General features: G+C 62.0%; 17 protein-coding genes. 5 read left to right on the top strand and 12 right to left on the bottom strand.

Annotation, left to right across the window (positions count from 1 at the left end; genetic code table 11):
* Window positions 1-10: 10 nt before the first annotated feature.
* From NKI20_RS08740 to NKI20_RS08730, 3 genes are all read right to left on the bottom strand, one after another.
* Window positions 11-412 carry an SET domain-containing protein gene (locus NKI20_RS08740; RefSeq protein ID WP_023760492.1) on the bottom strand — a complete coding sequence of 134 codons (402 nt, stop codon included), beginning with the start codon at window positions 410-412 and terminating at the stop codon, window positions 11-13.
* Between the two features lie 140 nt (window positions 413-552).
* The gene (locus NKI20_RS08735) at window positions 553-1,179 is read right to left on the bottom strand and encodes a LysE family translocator (RefSeq protein ID WP_352829887.1); all 627 of its coding nucleotides are present in this window, start codon (window positions 1,177-1,179) and stop codon (window positions 553-555) included.
* Window positions 1,176-3,299, bottom strand: coding sequence for a S9 family peptidase (locus NKI20_RS08730; RefSeq protein WP_352829885.1), 2,124 nt, complete (start codon window positions 3,297-3,299; stop codon window positions 1,176-1,178). The genes NKI20_RS08735 and NKI20_RS08730 overlap by 4 nt, the downstream gene beginning before the upstream one ends.
* 621 nt (window positions 3,300-3,920) lie before the next feature.
* On the opposite strand from NKI20_RS08730, the gene NKI20_RS08725 reads away from it, so the two are divergent.
* Entirely contained in the window at window positions 3,921-4,346 is a 426-nt protein-coding gene (locus tag NKI20_RS08725; protein ID WP_023760489.1) for a Ros/MucR family transcriptional regulator, read from the top strand.
* A 109-nt stretch (window positions 4,347-4,455) separates the two neighbouring features.
* Here NKI20_RS08725 and NKI20_RS08720 read toward each other — a convergent pair whose 3' ends face one another.
* Entirely contained in the window at window positions 4,456-4,884 is a 429-nt protein-coding gene (locus tag NKI20_RS08720) for a SufE family protein (protein WP_352829883.1), read from the bottom strand.
* A 101-nt stretch (window positions 4,885-4,985) separates the two neighbouring features.
* Window positions 4,986-5,339 carry a DUF5330 domain-containing protein gene (locus NKI20_RS08715; protein ID WP_352829881.1) on the bottom strand — a complete coding sequence of 118 codons (354 nt, stop codon included), beginning with the start codon at window positions 5,337-5,339 and terminating at the stop codon, window positions 4,986-4,988.
* A 536-nt stretch (window positions 5,340-5,875) separates the two neighbouring features.
* Here NKI20_RS08715 and NKI20_RS08710 point away from each other — a divergent pair.
* The 3 genes from NKI20_RS08710 to NKI20_RS08700 all read left to right on the top strand — a co-directional run bounded on the left by NKI20_RS08710 (window position 5,876) and on the right by NKI20_RS08700 (window position 8,877).
* Window positions 5,876-7,624 (top strand): PAS domain-containing sensor histidine kinase, encoded by a 1,749-nt coding sequence (locus NKI20_RS08710; protein WP_352829947.1) that lies wholly within the window; start codon window positions 5,876-5,878, stop codon window positions 7,622-7,624.
* Window positions 7,599-8,411 carry a peptidoglycan-binding domain-containing protein gene (locus NKI20_RS08705; RefSeq protein WP_023760485.1) on the top strand — a complete coding sequence of 271 codons (813 nt, stop codon included), beginning with the start codon at window positions 7,599-7,601 and terminating at the stop codon, window positions 8,409-8,411. The genes NKI20_RS08710 and NKI20_RS08705 overlap by 26 nt, the downstream gene beginning before the upstream one ends.
* Before the next feature lie 118 nt (window positions 8,412-8,529).
* Window positions 8,530-8,877, top strand: a complete 348-nt coding sequence (locus tag NKI20_RS08700; protein WP_023760484.1) for a DUF1491 family protein — start codon at window positions 8,530-8,532, stop codon at window positions 8,875-8,877.
* Here the strand turns inward: NKI20_RS08700 and NKI20_RS08695 are convergent.
* Window positions 8,855-9,892, bottom strand: coding sequence for a hypothetical protein (locus NKI20_RS08695; RefSeq protein ID WP_352829878.1), 1,038 nt, complete (start codon window positions 9,890-9,892; stop codon window positions 8,855-8,857). The two genes, NKI20_RS08700 and NKI20_RS08695, sit on opposite strands and share 23 nt — an antisense overlap.
* Before the next feature lie 210 nt (window positions 9,893-10,102).
* On the opposite strand from NKI20_RS08695, the gene NKI20_RS08690 reads away from it, so the two are divergent.
* Window positions 10,103-10,291 carry a hypothetical protein gene (locus tag NKI20_RS08690; protein ID WP_352829876.1) on the top strand — a complete coding sequence of 63 codons (189 nt, stop codon included), beginning with the start codon at window positions 10,103-10,105 and terminating at the stop codon, window positions 10,289-10,291.
* Between the two features lie 97 nt (window positions 10,292-10,388).
* Here NKI20_RS08690 and NKI20_RS08685 read toward each other — a convergent pair whose 3' ends face one another.
* The 6 genes from NKI20_RS08685 to NKI20_RS08660 all read right to left on the bottom strand — a co-directional run bounded on the left by NKI20_RS08685 (window position 10,389) and on the right by NKI20_RS08660 (window position 17,338).
* Window positions 10,389-10,958: a DUF1254 domain-containing protein gene (locus NKI20_RS08685; protein ID WP_352606723.1), complete on the bottom strand. Its 570-nt coding sequence runs from the start codon at window positions 10,956-10,958 to the stop codon at window positions 10,389-10,391.
* The gene (locus tag NKI20_RS08680; RefSeq protein ID WP_023760480.1) at window positions 10,951-11,535 is read right to left on the bottom strand and encodes a DUF1214 domain-containing protein; all 585 of its coding nucleotides are present in this window, start codon (window positions 11,533-11,535) and stop codon (window positions 10,951-10,953) included. Before NKI20_RS08680 ends, NKI20_RS08685 begins: the two co-directional genes overlap by 8 nt.
* Before the next feature lie 408 nt (window positions 11,536-11,943).
* On the bottom strand, window positions 11,944-14,097 hold the full coding sequence (locus NKI20_RS08675; RefSeq protein ID WP_352829875.1) for a transglycosylase domain-containing protein: 2,154 nt from the start codon (window positions 14,095-14,097) through the stop codon (window positions 11,944-11,946).
* Between the two features lie 249 nt (window positions 14,098-14,346).
* Window positions 14,347-15,591 (bottom strand): Zn-dependent hydrolase, encoded by a 1,245-nt coding sequence (locus NKI20_RS08670; protein WP_352829873.1) that lies wholly within the window; start codon window positions 15,589-15,591, stop codon window positions 14,347-14,349.
* A complete protein-coding gene (locus NKI20_RS08665) occupies window positions 15,588-16,430 on the bottom strand; it encodes a BtpA/SgcQ family protein (RefSeq protein WP_352829871.1) in 843 nt (280 codons plus the stop codon). The genes NKI20_RS08670 and NKI20_RS08665 overlap by 4 nt, the downstream gene beginning before the upstream one ends.
* Complete coding sequence (locus NKI20_RS08660) at window positions 16,427-17,338, bottom strand: ribokinase (RefSeq protein WP_352829869.1); 912 nt, start codon at window positions 17,336-17,338, stop codon at window positions 16,427-16,429. The genes NKI20_RS08665 and NKI20_RS08660 overlap by 4 nt, the downstream gene beginning before the upstream one ends.

Genomic DNA, 17,338 nt, shown 5'->3' with positions numbered 1-17,338 from the left:
ACGATACGCGTCAGTCTTCGTATGTCGGGTGACGGTCGCCCAGAAAATCAAATCCGGTCTCGAAGAAATGATTGTAGTTGCAGGTCAGTTCCTCGCCCGGCGCGATGTCGCGAAGCGCAAAGCTTTCCTCGGGCGAGGAGACGTCGCAATTCGGCTCGTCGGCGTGGTTCATATAGCGCGCGTCGTCGGCTTCGAAGACGATATAGTTCGGGTCACGCCGGTCGGGATAGGAATAGCGGTCGAGATAACTCTTCACCGGTCCGTCCTCGCGCTCATAAGTCTCGACCTCGATGATCCGGTCGAATCTTGGGTCGAGCTTCCAGATCAGCGTGCCGCGGGGAATGTAATTCTTGGCAAAAACGCCGATGCCCTGGATGGGCGATTTGTCGAGATAGACGTTGACGAGCAGCATGGTGGACCTTTGCGCGATTGGGGGCTGTCGGGCTTGGAAAAAGCCGCGCACTGGGTAGCGCGTGGTCATCGCAATTGCGAGTGAAATGAGCAAGGCGGAACTCAAAAAGTCATGATCGCCAGGGTGCTCGGCGCTCGCCGTCAGCGCTGCTGCAGCGCGAGCCGAACACCCAGAGCGCAGTAGATGCCGCCAACAACCTTGCCTTGCCACCTCAGCACCGTCGGATTCCGGCGCAGGAAGGTGCCGAGCCGGCCGGCGCTTACCGCAAAGACAACCGTGCTGAAAAGGCCAAGCACGACGAAGACGGTTCCCAATGTCGTCAACTGAAGCATCACAGATCCGTTTTCAGGCCGCACGAACTGAGGCAGGAAAGCGAGGAAGAAAAGTGCGGTCTTGGGGTTGAGCACTTCGGTCAGGACAGCCTGTCGAAACGCCTTGCCGGCCGAAATCGCGAGCGCACCGGCAGCCGGGTTACTCGGCGCTTTCTCGATGATCGCGCGAATGCCGAGATAAACCAGGTAGGCCGCGCCAATGTATTTTATGAGGCTGAACAGCGTCGCCGACGTGGCGATAATCGCCGAAATGCCGATCATTGCCATGACGGTGTGAAACACATCGCCGGCCGCGATCCCGGCGCCGGTCGCGATGCCAACCTTGGTTCCCGAACTCGTTGCCCGAGCGATCGTCAGCAGCGTGGCGGGGCCCGGAATGAAGACAAAGCCGAGTACGACCGCGATGTAAGCGATCAAGGTGGTGAGATCGATCATTTGTGGGTTTCTCCTGCAATATGCGCCTTGCCCATCACCTTCAGTGCAAAGGAATAGGTATAGGCGATCTCCTCCAGCCGCGAAAACCGGCCGGAAGCACCGGCATGTCCGGAATCCATGTTGATCTTGAACAGCACCGGATTGCCGCCGCTCTTGCGGTCGCGCAGTCGCGCCACCCATTTTGCCGGCTCCCAATAGGTGACGCGCGGATCGGTGAGACCGGCCAGCGCCAGAATCGGCGGATAGTCGAGCGCCGCGACATTGTCATAGGGCGAGTAGGCGGCGATGGTCCGATAATCGTCGGCGGATGCAATCGGATTGCCCCATTCCGGCCATTCCGGCGGCGTCAGCGGCAGGCTGGCGTCGAGCATTGTGGTCAGCACGTCGACGAACGGAACCTCGGCGACGATGCCGCCGAAACAGTCCGGCGCCATGTTGGCGACGGCGCCCACCAGCATGCCGCCGGCCGAACCGCCTTGAGCGACGATCCGCTCATGCGCCGTGTAGCGCTCGGCAACAAGGTGGCGCGCACAGGCTATAAAGTCCGTGAATGTATTCATCTTGTGCGCCCGCTTGCCGTCGTCGTACCAGCCATAGCCCTTGTCCTTGCCGCCACGGACGTGGGCGATGGCGAAGACGAAGCCGCGGTCGACCAGCGAGAACCAGTTGGTGTTGAAGGCGGCCGGCACGGTGATGCCATAGGAACCGTAGCCGTAAAGCAGGCACGGTGCGGATCCATCCAGCGGCGTGTCGCGATGATGCAAAAGCGAGATCGGCACCAGTTCGCCATCGCTGGCCGGCGCCATCAGCCGCCGCGTCACATAATGGTCCGCGTCATGGCCGGACGGTACTTCCTGGGTCTTCAGCAGCACCCGCTCGCGGGTGCGCATATTGTAATCGAACACCTGCGCGGGCGTCGTCATCGACGAGTACGAAAAGCGCATGACCTCGGTGTCGTACTCATAGGAACCCGACAGGCCGAGCGAGAAAGCCTCCTCGTCGAGGGATAGAAGATGCTCCTCGCCGCTGGTGCGGTCGCGCACGATGATGCGCGGCAGACCTTCCTTGCGTTCAAGCCGGACCATGTGGTCCTTGAAGCCGATCACCGACAGGATCAGCCGGCCGGGCTCGTGCGGCACCAGTTCCTGCCAGTTGGCGCGGACCGGATCGCTCGCCGGCGCCGTCATGATCTTGAAATCCTTGGCGCCGTCGGCATTGGTCAGGATGAAGAAGATGTCGCCGCCTTCTTCCAGATCGTACTGAAGGCCGATCTCGCGCGCCGAGACCAGTTTTGGTTCGGCGAACGGATCGCTGGCGCTTAAGAGGCGGTACTCCGACGTCTCGTGATCGTTGATTCCGATCATGATCCATTCGTTGTTGCGGGTGCCGTCGACATCCATGAAGAAGCCGGGATCGGTTTCCTCATAGATCAGCCGGTCGCTCTGTGGGCTGTCGCCCAGCGCATGGAACAGCACCTTGGACGGACGGTGATTAGGATCGAGACGAGTGTAGAAGAAGCCGTCATTGCCGGCGCTCCAGACGCCAGAACCACCGGTGTCGGGGATCTGGTCAGCCAGCTCCTTGCCATCGGCAAGGTCGCGCACGCGAAGCGTGTAGAATTCGGAGCCCTTGTCGTCGAATGCCCATAAGAGCTTGGCGTGGTCGGCCGAGTGATCGACGCCCCCAAGACGGAAATAGGCCTTGCCCGCGGCCTCCGCGTCGCCGTCGAGCAGGATATGCTCGGCGCCCCCGTCACGCGCCATGCGGAAATAGCGCGGCTGTTCGCCACCAAGCTTGAAGGACGAACCATAGGCATAGGGTCCGTCCTTCATCGGCACGGAAGAATCGTCTTCCTTGATGCGGCCCTTCATCTCCTTGAAAAGCCTCTTTTGCAGTTCGACCGTGTCGGCCATCAGGCTTGAACTGTAGGCGTTCTCTGCCTCGAGTTCGGCGCGGATCCCCGCATCGAGCAATGACGGATCCCGAAACATATCCTGCCAATTGTCGGCCCGCAGCCAGGCATAGTCGTCGGTTCGCGTGAGGCCGTGATGCGTGTCGATAACCGGCCGCTTCTCGGGCGTTGGCGGGCTGACGTTCGGAAATGCGGATGTCTTGGTCATTGCGTCTCGCTTTGGAAGTATCTTGATAGGGAAGTACCCTGACTCGACGTCGTCAACCAGCCGGCGTGGAGACAGGAACAGAAAGTTTGCTATCGCTGGTGCGAGGTCTGGCATGACCCTATACACAACGGCAAGTTCGTCACCGGGTGGGTCTATGGCAAATACATCACCCCGCATTGACGCGGCAGCGGTTAGCTGATCCGGCCGGACTACAGGCGCGTGTCGCCTGATTTCTCGCGCGACGGCGGCAACCTCTGGTTTTGTGATCAAATCTGAACAACCAAGCTTGCGCCTGCAATTAGCCAAGAAAAATCAAGCATTGAAACCTGCCTCGTGAGTTTCCGGGAATGTAACGGAAGGCTGACGTAGCGTCAGGCGTTGCTGGTTGGCGCGAGAAATATCGACAAATTACACGATACACGAAAGATTGAAGCTGATCGGGGGACAATTGATCAACATCGTTCAATATAGCGGGAAGGGCGAATTGACTTACTTGGTTCGCAGGCCCATTGATGTGCCCGCGACACGAATCGCAGAAGCTCTGTCTGCGTCAAATTCGTGCGATGCCCTGGCTGTTAAAAGGGCGCGGATCGAAGTAACTCTTGTTGGGGCCTGAAGACCATGGATATTGTCGAAACACCTTCCAGAAACAGCGATGCGCTGATCGAGTTGACCGCCGATGTGGTGGCCGCCTATGTCAGCAACAATCCGGTGCCGGTCGGCGAATTGCCGAACCTGATATCCGATGTCCATACCGCCCTCGGGCGCGTGGGCGGAACCGGCGAACAGCCGCCTGCCGACAAGCAAAAGCCGGCGGTCAACCCGAAGCGCTCGGTTCACGACGACTACATCGTCTGCCTTGAAGACGGCAAGAAGTTCAAGTCGCTGAAGCGCCATCTGATGACCCACTATGACCTGACGCCAGATCAGTATCGCGAAAAGTGGAATCTCGACCCGACCTATCCGATGGTTGCACCCAACTATGCCGCTGCCCGGTCGCAGCTCGCCAAGAAAATGGGTCTCGGCCGCAAGCGCAAGGCGCGGTAATCGCTGCCAGCAGATGTATCGACCCAAACGGCGCCTTCGGGCGCCGTTTGATTTTGCCGGGCGGTAGCCCTGATCGAGTAGAGCGATTCCAGGGAGAGTGTGAACGCGTTCAGACGGTCTGCTTGAGCGCCGCCTCGGCGTCGCGCTTGATGCGCTTGACCATCGAACGAAGGCCATTGGCGCGCTGCGGCGACAGATGCTCGTCGAGGCCGAGTTCTTTCAATGTCGCTTCCGCATCGGTCTTCTGGATCTCGCTGGCGGTCCTGCCGGAAAACAGCGCCAGCATGATAGCGACCAGGCCACGCACGATATGAGCGTCCGAATCGCCGGTGAAGGTGACGACCGGATCGGCTCCAGACCCCTGTTCGGTGGTCAGCCAGACCTGGCTGACGCAGCCCGGCACCTTGTTGGCGGGGTTGCGCTGCTCGTCGGGAAACGGCGGTAGGGCCTCGCCAAGTTCGATGACGTAGCGATAGCGATCTTCCCATTCCTCAAGGAAGGAAAAATCGTCGCGGATAGTCTGGATCGTGGTGGTCATAATGCCGGATATAGTTACGCGGCGGCGCCGCGTCACGGAAAAAACAAGGACACCGCGGGCGTCGAGAGGTCAGACGGCCCGCGGTGCGCCGTCGAAACGGCTTAATTCTGTGCCGGCAGGTTGACTGTCTCGGGCAAGACGACGTCCTCCTGCACGCTGCCGGTCATAGTCGATGTGTCAGGGCCGGCGGCGGACTTGTCGTCCAGCATCGATGCCGCGATCTTGGCGGTCTCCTTGGCGCGGGCGGTGATGGTGTGCATCGCCGACTTGCCGGTCTCGCAGACATCGGGCTTGCGTTCGCAAATGCCGGCGATGTCGCCAACAGCTTCGCGTGCGGCAAACAGGGCCTGGATCGGCCCGACGCTTTCACGGCCCGATTCATCGGGTCCAACAGTCAGCGGCAGCGCCAGCAGCACCAGCGAAAACCAAAAAGCCATTCTTATCAGGAAGACCATGCCCTTGCCCTCTCGTCGTGACCGGATCATGCATCCATATGGCATGACCTCTTTTGTGGGCAGGATGTTGGCACACAGGCGCAAAGGACGGCTTGCAGGCAAAGTGAGAATTTTCCTCAAATTTTAGGCAAATTCGAAACGCGCCATTGTGAAATCGATTTGTCTCAAATCCGAATGATTTTTCTTAACGCGGGATAACCATCTATCCGTCTGCTTTTCTTGCTTTTTTGCCAAAGAGCGGGAGTCCGGGCGCGGCGTGCAGCCATCCGACGGGGACCGTCGCCGAATAACCCTCCGTTTACTATGGCTGCATTTGCCCGGGCTTTCGGCTGCCGGCATCCCGATATTTGCCGCAGGCCGGGGCCCTGGTCGGCCCTGCCTTATCCATTCCTTAAACGCTGGATGCGAGTTTCAGAGCCAACCAGAACGATCTGCAAAGCAGAGTTGTCCACGACGATTACGGGTGCGTTGAGTTGAGTTCAATCAAGGCCAGATACGTCGAATTGCCTGGCGCGATTGCCGCCGGTTGCGAACGTATGGTCCATCCGTCCATTCTTGGGCAGAGCGACCGCGAGCGCCAGCGCCGCTTCATCGGCGTCATGCTCGCCGCTCCTTTCTTTGCTGCTGGCGCCGCGGTCACGCTGGTTACTTCAGGCATGGGCGCCGCCGTCACCATGGCGGCCATCTTCGCGGCCTTTGGCCTGTGCTGGTTCATCGCCTTGCTGGTGGCGGCAACCGGCAAGATGGCGATAGCAGGTCAGGTCGCCCTGGCAGCGGCAGGCGTTTCTCTCGGCAGTCTGATTGCCGCCGCGGGCGGGCTGAGTTCGCCTGTCGCCATGCTTGTCGTGGCGCTGCCATTCGAAGCCTGGTGGATCGGCGCCTCGCGGCGTGCGGCACTTTGGGGAGCCGTGTCGGCCGCTGCCGCCATCCTGGCTCAGCCTCTGGCTGCAACCGTGTTACCGTTCGCGGGAGCGCAGATTGCTGCATGGCACTGGCTGGTGCCATTGGCCTGGGCGCTCACGCTGATCCCGCGTGCGTCGGTGCTTCGCGACACGACCGATGCATCCGATCTCGTGAAGACTGCCGATAGGCTCGAAGACATTATCGATGCGGTGGTCTTGCGCGTCGCTCGTCATGGCGAGGTTATCGAGGCTTCGCCAAAGGCGCGCACGCTTTTGAAACTGCCGGCCGAACTGCTGTCCGGACACGGCTTCTTCGATCGCATTCACCTGTCGGATCGCGTCTCCTATCTCAGCGCCCTGGCCGACATGCGCGATGGCGCGCTGTCGCGCCGGCTCGAATTGCGCATCAGGCTGCCTCAAAACGGCAACGGCCAAAATGATAACCGCCTGGCGGCCGACAATTACCGGCCGTTTTCGCTCGATCTGGTGCGGGGCGAGGAACAGGGCGACGTCTTCACGCTTGTCCTGCGCGAGAATGACGAGATAGCCCGCCTGCGCGAGGAACTCGCGGCGGCCAATGAGGCGGCCGCGTCCGCCGAGGTGGCGAAGGGGCGCTTCCTGGCGGTGGTGAGCCATGAATTGCGCACGCCCTTGAATGCCATCATCGGCTTCTCGGACATGCTGTTGCATGAGATGTTCGGCGCATTCAAGGATCCGCGGCAGAAGGAATATGTCGGTTTGGTGAGGGATTCGGGCCAGCATCTGCTTGCCGTCGTGACCTCGATACTCGACGTGTCCAGGATAGAATCGGGCGTCTATGCGACCGAACCGGAGCCGTTCCGGTTCGCGGAAGCGGTCGACATGTGCCAGTCCATGATGCAGGTGCAGGCGCGGGCCAAGAACATCGATCTGCAGGCGCAGATCGCGCCGGACGCTGGCGACATCAATGCCGATCGGCGTGCCGTGCAGCAGATGCTCATCAACCTCGTCTCCAATGCGATCAAGTTCACCCCCGATGGTGGCGATGTCGTCGTCGGCGCCAAGCGGATCGGTTCGCGTCTGCATTTCTGGGTCAGGGACACCGGCATCGGTATCGCCGAGGAGGATTTTGCCAATCTCGGCAAGCCCTTCATGCAGATCCAGAACGACTATACCCGCCGTTTCGAAGGGACAGGTCTTGGCCTTTCGCTGGTCAAGGGCCTTGTGGCCTTGCACGATGGCACGATGTCCATCGAAAGCATGCCGGGCGAGGGCACCACGGTGACCATCAGCCTGCCGGTGAACGGACCGAACAGACGTCAGGCGGAGAAGGCCGGCGTGCTGACCATGCCTGTGGCTATGGCGAAAGGGGACAGAAATGGCTCGCTCCGCAAGACAGCCTAAGAAGGCGGTCAAGCGCCGCAGCAATGCCTTTCAGGATGGCGCCGTCGCCGTCGGCGGCATGATTTCGCGCAATCCCGTCCTGGTGGGTGGCTCGACGGCATTCCTGGTGACGCTGTTCTACGTTTCCGCGAATGCCTTGTGGTATCAGCCTTTCCCGCATGCCGGCGCGTTCTTCGCGACCCGCAGCATCGCGGGCTTTCCGCGCGCAACATCGGACGAACCGGAGACGACATTCAACATCGTGCGGCCATCCGGCGCGCCGGCACCGATCAAGGGCGATCCGGTGGTCGAGCAGGTGCAAGGCATTCTCAAGGATCTCGATTTCTATTCTGGAACGGTCGACGGCATTTCCGGGCCCAACACGCGTAAGGCCATCCAGGCTTATCAGCAGAAGGTCGGGCTCAACACGTCCGGCGAGATCGACGCACTGCTGCTGGATCAATTGGGCGCGACGCCGAAAACCGCCTCTGTCGTACCCAGACCGCAGCCGCGCCCGGATACGCCGGTCGCCGTTCCGGTGTCTTTACAGACGAATTCCGGGCAGACGAATGCCGAGCAGACGAATGCCGGCCAAACGAATGCCGCGCAGGCGCCCGATGCCCGCATCGTCAAGATCCAGGCCGGGCTCAAGGCGTTCGGCAATGACGATATGCAGTTGGACGGCGTCGTCGGCGCGCGCACCAAATCTGCGATCAAGGAATTCCAGTCGTTGTTCGGGCTGCCGCAGACAGGCGAGCCCGATGAGATCGTCTACGTCAAGATGCGCGAGATCGGCCTCACCAACTGACGGCTGAAACGACGGCTCGCCGAGCGGCTGAAATATCGATAGAGCCCCTTGTTACCATGCATGTCGTTGTCCCAAAACCGCGGCACATTTAGGCGACATGCATTAGCGGAGTTCTCTCATGCGCGTCACATCGGATCTATGGGTCTCGGCCCTGTTGCGCCGGGTTTTCAGTGCTGGCGGATTTGCAGCCGTGGTCAAGCGCGGTGCGACCGAGGCCGGCGCTGTGTTCGTCGTGACGCGGGGCAGGCTGGGCGAGGTTGCCCTGTTCGGCCCGGCGCCGCAGACGAGCTACGATTCGGCCAAGCCCGACGAGCGGTTTTTCACTCTGCTCGGGGCCGGCGACGATGCCGCCTTGCTCGATGCCAGGCTGGAAAGGGAGAAAAAATTCGATCCCGACATCTGGGTGGTCGAGATCGAGGCCGGCACAGTGCCGGTCGAGGAGCTCATTTCCGTGAAGACGCCCTGAAGCCGGAGGAAGCCGCCGCATCCTCAGTGTTCGATGCCGTGTGGGTGTCGCTGTTTGCGGGTGCTGCGCCGCGACCCACCTTTGAAAGAGTTTCCGATTTCCAGAGCCGCACCTTGTCGGCGGCCGCCTCGCGGTGCAGGAGCCGGTAGCGGTCGAGAAAGGTGCGGATAGCCTGCGGGTGCGGGAACTGGCTGGGATAGACCGCGACCGTGATCAGGAATGCCCTATCCTCGCTGAGGTCGAGCGAGCGCAGTGCGGCAAGCAGCGACGCGTAATTCTGGCTGGCGGTGAGCGCGCGCGCGATCGAGAAATCGGTGTCGAGCGCATCGGCGAGTGCGGTCTGGAAGAACGCGGCGTTTCCCGTCAGCGCCGTCTCGCGCAATTTCACATAGGTATCGGCGCCTGTGAGAGAATCGGCGCTCATTGCCGTCGCCTCGTCGCCGGTGCGCATCATGGAACGCAGCCTGCGCCGCGCGCTTTCGGAGGCAATGCCGGCCACCTGTCCTCTTCCGGGCTGTTCGGGGGCAGGCTCGGTGCTGGCAGGCGCGATCTTGTCTGCCATGATGGCGTCCGCTTCCGGCTCCCGCCTTCGCACCAGAGTTGGCCTCTCGAGCGCCCGGATCAGATCGGCAATGGTCGGGTTCAGGTCCTTGCGGCGCGCGATGGCACGTGCATGCGGCAGTCCGTGCCGCCCGATCAGCGCGATGAGGTCGATGTTGCTGACGGCGCGTGAGCGGATGAGCAAGGGAGCGGCAATGTCGACCGGCTCCTCGCAGAGGCGGCGCACCAAAGCGGGCGGGGCATATTCGCATTCGGAAAGGGCAGCTGCCACGTAACGGCGAGATTCGACGGATACATCGTTGAACAGCGGCAGCGTCAGGTCTTCGAGCTGGCCGATCTCACGGCGTGAAGGGCGGGTCAGCGAGCAGAATGCCGACACCGCGGCGCGGAACAGCCTTTCGGCCTTTCCCGAATCTTTTCGTACCGCGATTTGCCTGAAGTCCGAAGATGACACGAAGGATACGCCCGACAACACACACAAGCTCGGCCACGCTCGACCGGGACGGTGCCGGTTTCGCGAGTGCCCCGGCCAGGACGTCCTGACCTCTAGACAAAGATCAAGTTAGCGACGATCCGTTAGCGCTCCGTTAACCCTCTGCCGGCCTTAATGATATTTGGAGGCGTTGCGTTGTGCTCCGGGGAAACCGAGAGGAATGCGCGAACCATGGGCATGGTACTGTCTTTCGTGCCGCGTACGGCACCAAACAATCGAGCGAAGCAAGCCGCCGAAATGCCGGCGGCGGTGATCATCTTTCCCGGCATCCGCTACGAGCGGTCTCATGCCGGCGAGGTGCGGCCGTTCGACCCCGACAAACCGGGATCGCCAGGAAGCAAGCCGGTTCCGCACCACTAGAGCAGTTCACCGTTTCACGGAAACGGCGAGCCGCTCTAACCCTTTGTTTTGACGCAATTCCGGACGGAAAACCGTTTCACACTTTCCTGGAATTGCTCTAGAAGTCCTGCAGCTCGCAGGAACTCTGCGCGAAGAAGCGTGACACGCTCGGCTTCCAGCTGTCATCGGGCACGAAGGCACGGATGACGAAGATGCCTTCCTCGATCGGCGCTTCGACAAAGATCGCTCCCTGAAGCTCCTCGGGAAGCTCCTTGCGCACGTCGATCATCTGCGCCGGCGTCAGCACGACGGCATCCAGCACGCCACCGGTCGCGGTGTGGTCGTTGAAGGAATAGATGTTATGGCCGCTGCGGTCATAGACCGACACCGACCAGAACGGAACATGTCCAGGTGCCTTGATCCGGACCATGCCCTCGCCCAGGTCGAACCGGCACGCCGTTGCGTAAAACAGCGGATCGACGGATTTCACCACGGGCGCGCCACCAGCTTCGGCATCGAGCCGGGTCATCTTGTAGAGATCCGACGCCATGGACAGACGCGACCAGGCGTCGCGTTCGGAAAATTCTGGCACCAGAAACAGCACGACGATGTGCACGATGCCGGCGCCGAGCAGGCCGAGCAGGACCGCATGAAAAACCCTACGCATCGCCGCATACAAACTACGCATCGCAGCCGACCTTTACGATCCGCGGCAGCGAAACGTCCGAGAGGCCGGTGCTGCTGGCGATCGGCGTGTCGTAGAAGGTCAGCACGAAATACATCCTGCCGAAACCGTCGGTCAGCAGCCAGTTGCCCGGCATCGGGCGATGGCCGGCGGAAATGATGACCGAATTGTCGGGCTGCCGCACAACCCCATAGGATTGCAGCGCCGCAAGTCGGGGTCTGCTGGTTTCGACCACGCCGAGCGACTGGTCGGCGGCATAGAGCGTCCAGAACCGTGCCGTCGGAAAACCACCCTCGATCGTGTAGGTGCATTCGCGCTTGAGCTCGGCGCCGCCCGCGTCGCGCTCGGCCACGAAGGACAAGCCTTCGGCGCGGCCGAGCGCAAGCACGCCCTCGCGCGCCACGCGGGCCTTGGAATAAGGATCGGCGGACGGCGTGCCGATGTCGGGAAAGGCCCTCCATTGGCCGATCCGGATGGCGCCGACACCATCCTGGACCTTGAGCGCATACCAGACGCTGCCGCCGCCGCCGACGATGGCTATGGCAAGCGAAAGCAGCGTCAGGAAGGCATTCTTGAGCATGAGGGGCCGGGGATAAGAAGAGTTGCCGCTCGGAGATATCGCGGCGTGGGGGCTTGTGGCAAGCGGCGGGCGTGGGATTACAGGGCAACGAACCAGGGTTGACGGGTTCCTTCGCAGCCTTCGCTGGCGCGTAGGCTGACGGAGCATCAAACGAAAAACCCGCCTGCGCGGCGGGTCACTGGCGCAAATCAGCACCATAGTTAAATTTGTACCATAGCTGAGGTCACGAAGTCTAGAAAAAATTCCTATCAGAAAAGCTACCGGCACAAAAGCTGCCGACATCGCCCGAACTGGCTGCCGTCAGGTCTCTAACCTGAGTTCGGAGCCCTACGTGGGATTGCCGACAAGCGTTGTGGTTAGGCGCTGCTTTCGCTTCTCCCACCGGGGCAGAGGGAAGAGGCGCGCCAATCACAGTGCCGACAGCGTCTCCGGCGGTTGGGGCGCATTGAGGACAGGCGCCGACTGGAACAGCCTGGACATGTCTCGCAACGTCTGCGTCGTCCGGCTGGACAGCACCGCCGGCCGCTCGGCCGCGGCATCGGCCGCCGCCTGCGCGTCGCTCTTCTTCTGCGCTTCCTCGGCCTTGGCAGCGACCTCCTCATCGACAAAGGGTTTGTCGATGCCGGGAATCGGCTTGAGGTCGATGTTCTGGTGCGCGTAGACCATCAGTCGCTGCCACACCATCGCCGGCAGCGAGCCGCCCGTCATGTTCTTCGTCGGCGTGAAGTCGTCGTTGCCCATCCACACCGCTGCCGTGTAGTTGCCGGTGAAGCCGACAAACCAGGCATCGCGGTAGGATTGCGTCGTGCCGGTCTTGCCGGCGACGACGATGTTCGGGAGTTGGGCCCGCCGTGCCGTGCCCATCACCGGTACCGCCGCCAGCATGGTGTTCATCGATTTCAGCGCTTGCTCGGACAGAACCCGATGTGGCGGCGGCGCATCCTTGGCGAAATCGTAGACCACGTCGCCAGTGCGGGTCACCAACTGGGTGATGCCGTGCCGCGAGCCGACGAAGCCGTTGTCGGCGAACACGCTGTAGCCCGTCGCCTGGTCCATCACCGTCATGCCGGAAGTGCCGAGCACCATCGTCTTGTGCGATTCGAGCGGCGATTCCACACCCATCGCCTCGGCCATGGCCTTGATCGGGCCGATGCCGAGATAGTCCTTGGCCAGGCGCACCGGCACGGTGTTGATCGACTTCGCCATTGCCACGATCAGCGTGACATTGCCCGCCGAGCCGCCGCTGTAATTGTGCGGCGACCAGCTGCCCCAACTGATCGGGCCGCCGGAAATGATGGAATTGGGCGTGAAACCGTGTTCCATCGCTGTTGCATAGACATAGGGCTTGAACGATGAGCCGGTCTGGCGAAGCGCCTTGGTGGCGCGGTTGAACTGGCTGGCGCCATAGTCGCGGCCGCCGACGATGGCTCTCACGGCGCCGTTGGTTTCGATGACGACCACCGCGCCCTCGGTGACGTTATATTCCTTGCCGAACTGGCGCAGGTGGAATTCCACAGATTCTTCCGCCGCCTTCTGGATGTTGGCGTCGAAGGTGGTGTGGGCAACGAGCGAATGCTGTCCCGGTTTTGCGATCTTCTTGACCTCGTCGAACGCCCAATCGAGGTAATAGTCAGGGCTCTTCTGTTCGCCACGATCGACGACGTCGGCCGGGTGCAGTCTTGCCTGCAAAACCTGGCCCTCGGTCATGAAACCGGAATCGACAAGGTTGGACAGCACCACATTGGCGCGCGCACGCGCCGCCGGCAGGTTGATATGCGGCGCATATTTGGTCGGTGCCTTGAACAGGCCGGCCAGCATCGCCGCCTCGGCGAGGTTCAGGTCCTTGACGCCTTTGCCGAAATAGAAGTCCGCGGCCGCCTCGATGCCGAACGTGCCGCCTCCCATATAGGCGCGGTCGAGATAGAGCTGCAGGATTTCCTTTTTCGATAGATTGGCCTCGAGCCACAGCGACAGGAAAGCTTCCTTGATCTTGCGCTCGAATGTGCGCTCGTTTGTGAGGAACAGGTTCTTGGCCAGCTGCTGGGTGATGCTTGAGCCGCCCTGGACGACGGAATTTGCCCGCACATTCTCGAAGATCGCGCGTGAAAGGCCCAGCACATCGATGCCGTAGTGATCGAAGAAGCGGCGGTCCTCCGTTGCGAGAACCGCCTTGATGACATGATCGGGCATCTCGTCGACCGGTACTGAATCACGCTGGATGATGCCGCGCTGGCCGATCTCGTTGCCGTAGCGGTCAAGGAAGGTGACCGCGAAGTCGCCCTGGGCGCGCCAGTCGCCGGCTGTGTCTTGGAAAGCTGGAATGGCCAGCGCCAGCATCACCACAATGCCGCCGGCGCCGAGCGTGAAACCTTCGCTCAACAGTTCGATGATGCCGCGGCGCCAGCCGCTGAAGCGGAAGCGCCGCGAAAAGATCGTCGCGGATTCCCAGAATTGGCGCGCCTTGAAACCGATCTCGTAGAGCGAGGAATCGATCCACGCGTCGAGCGCCAGCAGCCGGGTGGCGATCGGACCTCTTCTCTTGCGTGGTTCAGGACTGGCCATTCGGAAATCCGGCTCGCGATTGCACGACCTGAGGACTGCAAACCGGCAATTTCAGGGCGATGTGGCGTCCCGACTATTCATCCATTTTCCGACACCCACAAGGGCGGTGAGGACACAGCTGCAAGGTTTGTTGGTGCAAGGGCAGGGGCAGGCATGAATGGCGACCGCCGCCGCCTCGAAACCGGGCGCCTCGAGCTCGCCGGCCCCGAGGTTGGCGCAATCAGCCTGCCAGAGCAGTGCCTTGAACGATCATCGCCGCGAGGCTGCCGCGATAGCCGCCTGGAGCAGAACCCGCGCGCCGGTAATCGCGTAGGCGGGCTCCACATATTCTGCCTCGTTGTGGCTCAGCCCGTCACGGCACGGCACAAAAATCATCGCGGCAGGCGCCACCCGGGCGAGGAACAGCGCATCATGGAATGCCCCCGATATCATCTGCTTGTGCGGCAGCCGCAGGGAATTGACGGCCTCCTCGACGGTTTTGACCATATCGGGAGAGAATGCCGCCCCGGGCATGTCGAACGACCGCCTGATCATTGCCGTGCAATGCTGTGCCTCTGCCTCCGCCGCGCAGACCTGGCGCAGTTCGGCTTCGATGGCATCGAGCCGCTCTACCTGCGGGTGTCTGATGTCGACGGCGAAGACCACCGACTGCGGTATGGCATTGATCGATCCCGGCTTGGCGGTGACCCGTCCTACTGTCAGCCTTGCGCTGCTGTCGAACGGCATGACCGTCGTCTGCAGCCTGTGCATCGCGGCAACGGCCGCCACCATCGGATCCCTGCGGTAGGCAAGGTCGGTTGTACCGGCGTGACCGGCAGCGCCCTCAATGGAGACTTCCAGCCACCGCGTGCCTTGCACGGCGGTGACGATACCGATCGGCAGCCCTTCCTTTTCCAGCGATGGTCCCTGTTCGATATGGAGCTCGATAAAGCCGGAGACCGGCATGCCGAGGGGGCGAAGGGTTGCCTCTGGCAAGGCGGAGATGGTTGCCGCGAGTTCCTCCGCGAGGGACGCACCGTCGCTGCCGACTATGGATTGCCATGCTGAAATATCGGCCCCGGTGAAGGCCATGGAGCCCATGACGCCGGGCGCGAACCGGCTACCTTCTTCATTGGCCCAGGCGACGACCTCGATCGGCATTCGAGTTTCGGCCTTCGCGTCCTCCACTGCTTCGAGCGTCTCGAAGGCGGAAAGCGTGCCGAGCGCTCCATCGAAGCGCCCGCCGGTCGGCTGGCTGTCGAGATGGCTGCCGATCAGCAGCGGCGGCAGCGTGGCATCCGTACCCTCGCGGCGGATGAAGAGGTTCGCCATGGCGTCCTGAAAAACCGCGAAACCACGCTCGATCGCCAATTCCGCCAGCAGGCGCCTAGCGCTGCGATCCTCAATGCTGAACGCCTGACGGTTTACGCCGCCGGCTCGCGTCGCGCCGATCCGGGCGAAGGCATCGAGGCGGCCCAGCAGCCGCTCGCCGTCGATCTCCGGCACCAAAGTCACCGCTTGAGGCCTCGGATAAAGCCGTTCACCCGTTGAGGGTCGACCTGGTTCCACCAGACGCCATCGTGCTTAAGCGAACTGGCGACAATGACGCCGTCGACGATGTCGAGGATATCGTTGGCGTTGTCGGTCGTCACCCCGCTGCCGACAAGCGTCGGCAGTCCGGCGGCGTCCTTGATCATCCTGATGTAGCCGAGATCAGCGGCGTGGCCGGTGCGCTGGCCAGTGGCGATTACCGCGTCGGCATCGAAGAACACCAGATCCTTGACCTGTTCCTCAACCGGCCGGTCGCCGACGATGGCGTGGGCGCCATGCTTGACATGGGCGTCGGCGAAAATGCGGATGCCGTTGGCCCTAAGCCTGGCGCGGAAGCGCATGGCGCGCGCCGCTTCCCCTTCGATAAAGCCCTCATTGGCGACATAGGCGTTGGCCCACTGATTGACGCGGACGAAGGAAGCGCCGGAGGCACTGGCGATCGACAGCGCGGGAATGGAAGCATTGGCAAGCACGTTGATGCCGATCGGCCGGCCGAGTTCCCTGCGGATACGGTCTGAGACGACGGACATGTAGGCGGAAGTTTCCGGCCCGATATCATCAGGCTTGGCAAACGGAACGTCGCCATGGTTCTCGACGATCACGCCATCGCAGCCGCCATGCAAATAGGCTTTGGCGTCTTCGAGGCCACGTTGATAGATGGCCTCGACCGCTTCGCCATTGTAACGCGGCGCACCTGGCAGAGGTGCCAGATGAACAACGCCGATCACTACCTTGGTTCTGCCGAAGATCGACTGCAGCGCATCATTCGTGACCTGGCCGACCGGTTTGGAGGATTTTGTCATGCGGTTTCCGCTTCCGTCGTTTCCATGAGCAGTTTCATCTCCCGCCTGTCGGGGCAGGAGCCGAGCGTGCCGGCGCGTCCGACCGAGATGGCTGCGGCGCGGACCGCGATCCGCGCTGCCGCGGCGAGGTCCATGCCGGCTGCAAGACAGCCGGCGAGGCAACCGCAGAAGACATCGCCTGCGCCGCTGGTGTCTACTACAGCCACCCTCGGCGCCACGAACCTGTCGATCCGTCCTTCGCCATCGGCGACCAGGCAGCCGAGCGCGCCAAGCGTCACGATAGCGGTTCCTGCGCCTTGGCGGATCAGTTCGCCGGCTGCCGCGTCGGGATTGCTCATTCCGGTCAGTTGCGCCGCTTCGCCGGCATTGGCGATGGCGACGCTGACGTCGCTCAAACCCGGTGTATTGCCGGCCGCAAGCGGGCTTGGATTGAAGACCGTCGTTGCCCCCGCGCGCCGCGCAACCTTTAGGCAAGCGGTCGTTACGTCCGAATCCAGGTTACCCTGAATCACGACGATGTCGCCGTGTTCGACCGATCGGATAAAATCGCCGTCGGCCAAGGGATCGAAGGCTGCGGCGCAACTGGCGCCGGTGACGATGAGGTTCTCGCCCCGCGCATCGACCATGATGGCCGACCGGTCGCTGGGCAGCTGCAGCGTCGTCAGATAGCTGGCATCGAGATCGCGGCTCAACTGCGCTGTGATCCAGGCTCCGGCGGCATCGTTGCCGATCGCCGCACGGAAGCGGACATCAGCTCCGGTGCGCGCCGCAGCCACCGCCTGGTTCGCACCCTTGCCGCCAAGCCCGTCGGCATGTTCCGAAGCGTTCAGCGTCTCGCCTGGCGCCGGAAAACGGTCCAGGCGAAACGTCGTATCGACGCAAACATTGCCCACGACATGGACGCGCAT

It is taken from the genome of Mesorhizobium sp. M0830, assembly GCF_040319965.1.
Classification (GTDB): Bacteria; Pseudomonadota; Alphaproteobacteria; order Rhizobiales; family Rhizobiaceae; genus Mesorhizobium.
This window is presented reverse-complemented; position numbering and strand designations above follow the sequence as displayed.

Excerpts from the sequence above, each read along its gene's own strand:
- NKI20_RS08720 (WP_352829883.1), bottom strand. The coding sequence starts at position 4,884 with ATGACCACCACGATCCAGACTATCCGCGACGATTTTTCCTTCCTTGAG.
- NKI20_RS08665 (WP_352829871.1), bottom strand. The coding sequence starts at position 16,430 with ATGACAAAATCCTCCAAACCGGTCGGCCAGGTCACGAATGATGCGCTG.
- NKI20_RS08680 (WP_023760480.1), bottom strand. The coding sequence starts at position 11,535 with ATGCTCAAGAATGCCTTCCTGACGCTGCTTTCGCTTGCCATAGCCATC.
- NKI20_RS08710 (WP_352829947.1), top strand. The coding sequence starts at position 5,876 with ATGGTCCATCCGTCCATTCTTGGGCAGAGCGACCGCGAGCGCCAGCGC.
- NKI20_RS08740 (WP_023760492.1), bottom strand. The coding sequence starts at position 412 with ATGCTGCTCGTCAACGTCTATCTCGACAAATCGCCCATCCAGGGCATC.
- NKI20_RS08725 (WP_023760489.1), top strand. The coding sequence starts at position 3,921 with ATGGATATTGTCGAAACACCTTCCAGAAACAGCGATGCGCTGATCGAG.
- NKI20_RS08675 (WP_352829875.1), bottom strand. The coding sequence starts at position 14,097 with ATGGCCAGTCCTGAACCACGCAAGAGAAGAGGTCCGATCGCCACCCGG.
- NKI20_RS08715 (WP_352829881.1), bottom strand. The coding sequence starts at position 5,339 with ATGGTCTTCCTGATAAGAATGGCTTTTTGGTTTTCGCTGGTGCTGCTG.
- NKI20_RS08700 (WP_023760484.1), top strand. The coding sequence starts at position 8,530 with ATGCGCGTCACATCGGATCTATGGGTCTCGGCCCTGTTGCGCCGGGTT.
- NKI20_RS08730 (WP_352829885.1), bottom strand. The coding sequence starts at position 3,299 with ATGACCAAGACATCCGCATTTCCGAACGTCAGCCCGCCAACGCCCGAG.
- NKI20_RS08705 (WP_023760485.1), top strand. The coding sequence starts at position 7,599 with ATGGCTCGCTCCGCAAGACAGCCTAAGAAGGCGGTCAAGCGCCGCAGC.
- NKI20_RS08685 (WP_352606723.1), bottom strand. The coding sequence starts at position 10,958 with ATGCGTAGTTTGTATGCGGCGATGCGTAGGGTTTTTCATGCGGTCCTG.
- NKI20_RS08735 (WP_352829887.1), bottom strand. The coding sequence starts at position 1,179 with ATGATCGATCTCACCACCTTGATCGCTTACATCGCGGTCGTACTCGGC.
- NKI20_RS08660 (WP_352829869.1), bottom strand. The coding sequence starts at position 17,338 with ATGCGCGTCCATGTCGTGGGCAATGTTTGCGTCGATACGACGTTTCGC.
- NKI20_RS08690 (WP_352829876.1), top strand. The coding sequence starts at position 10,103 with ATGGGCATGGTACTGTCTTTCGTGCCGCGTACGGCACCAAACAATCGA.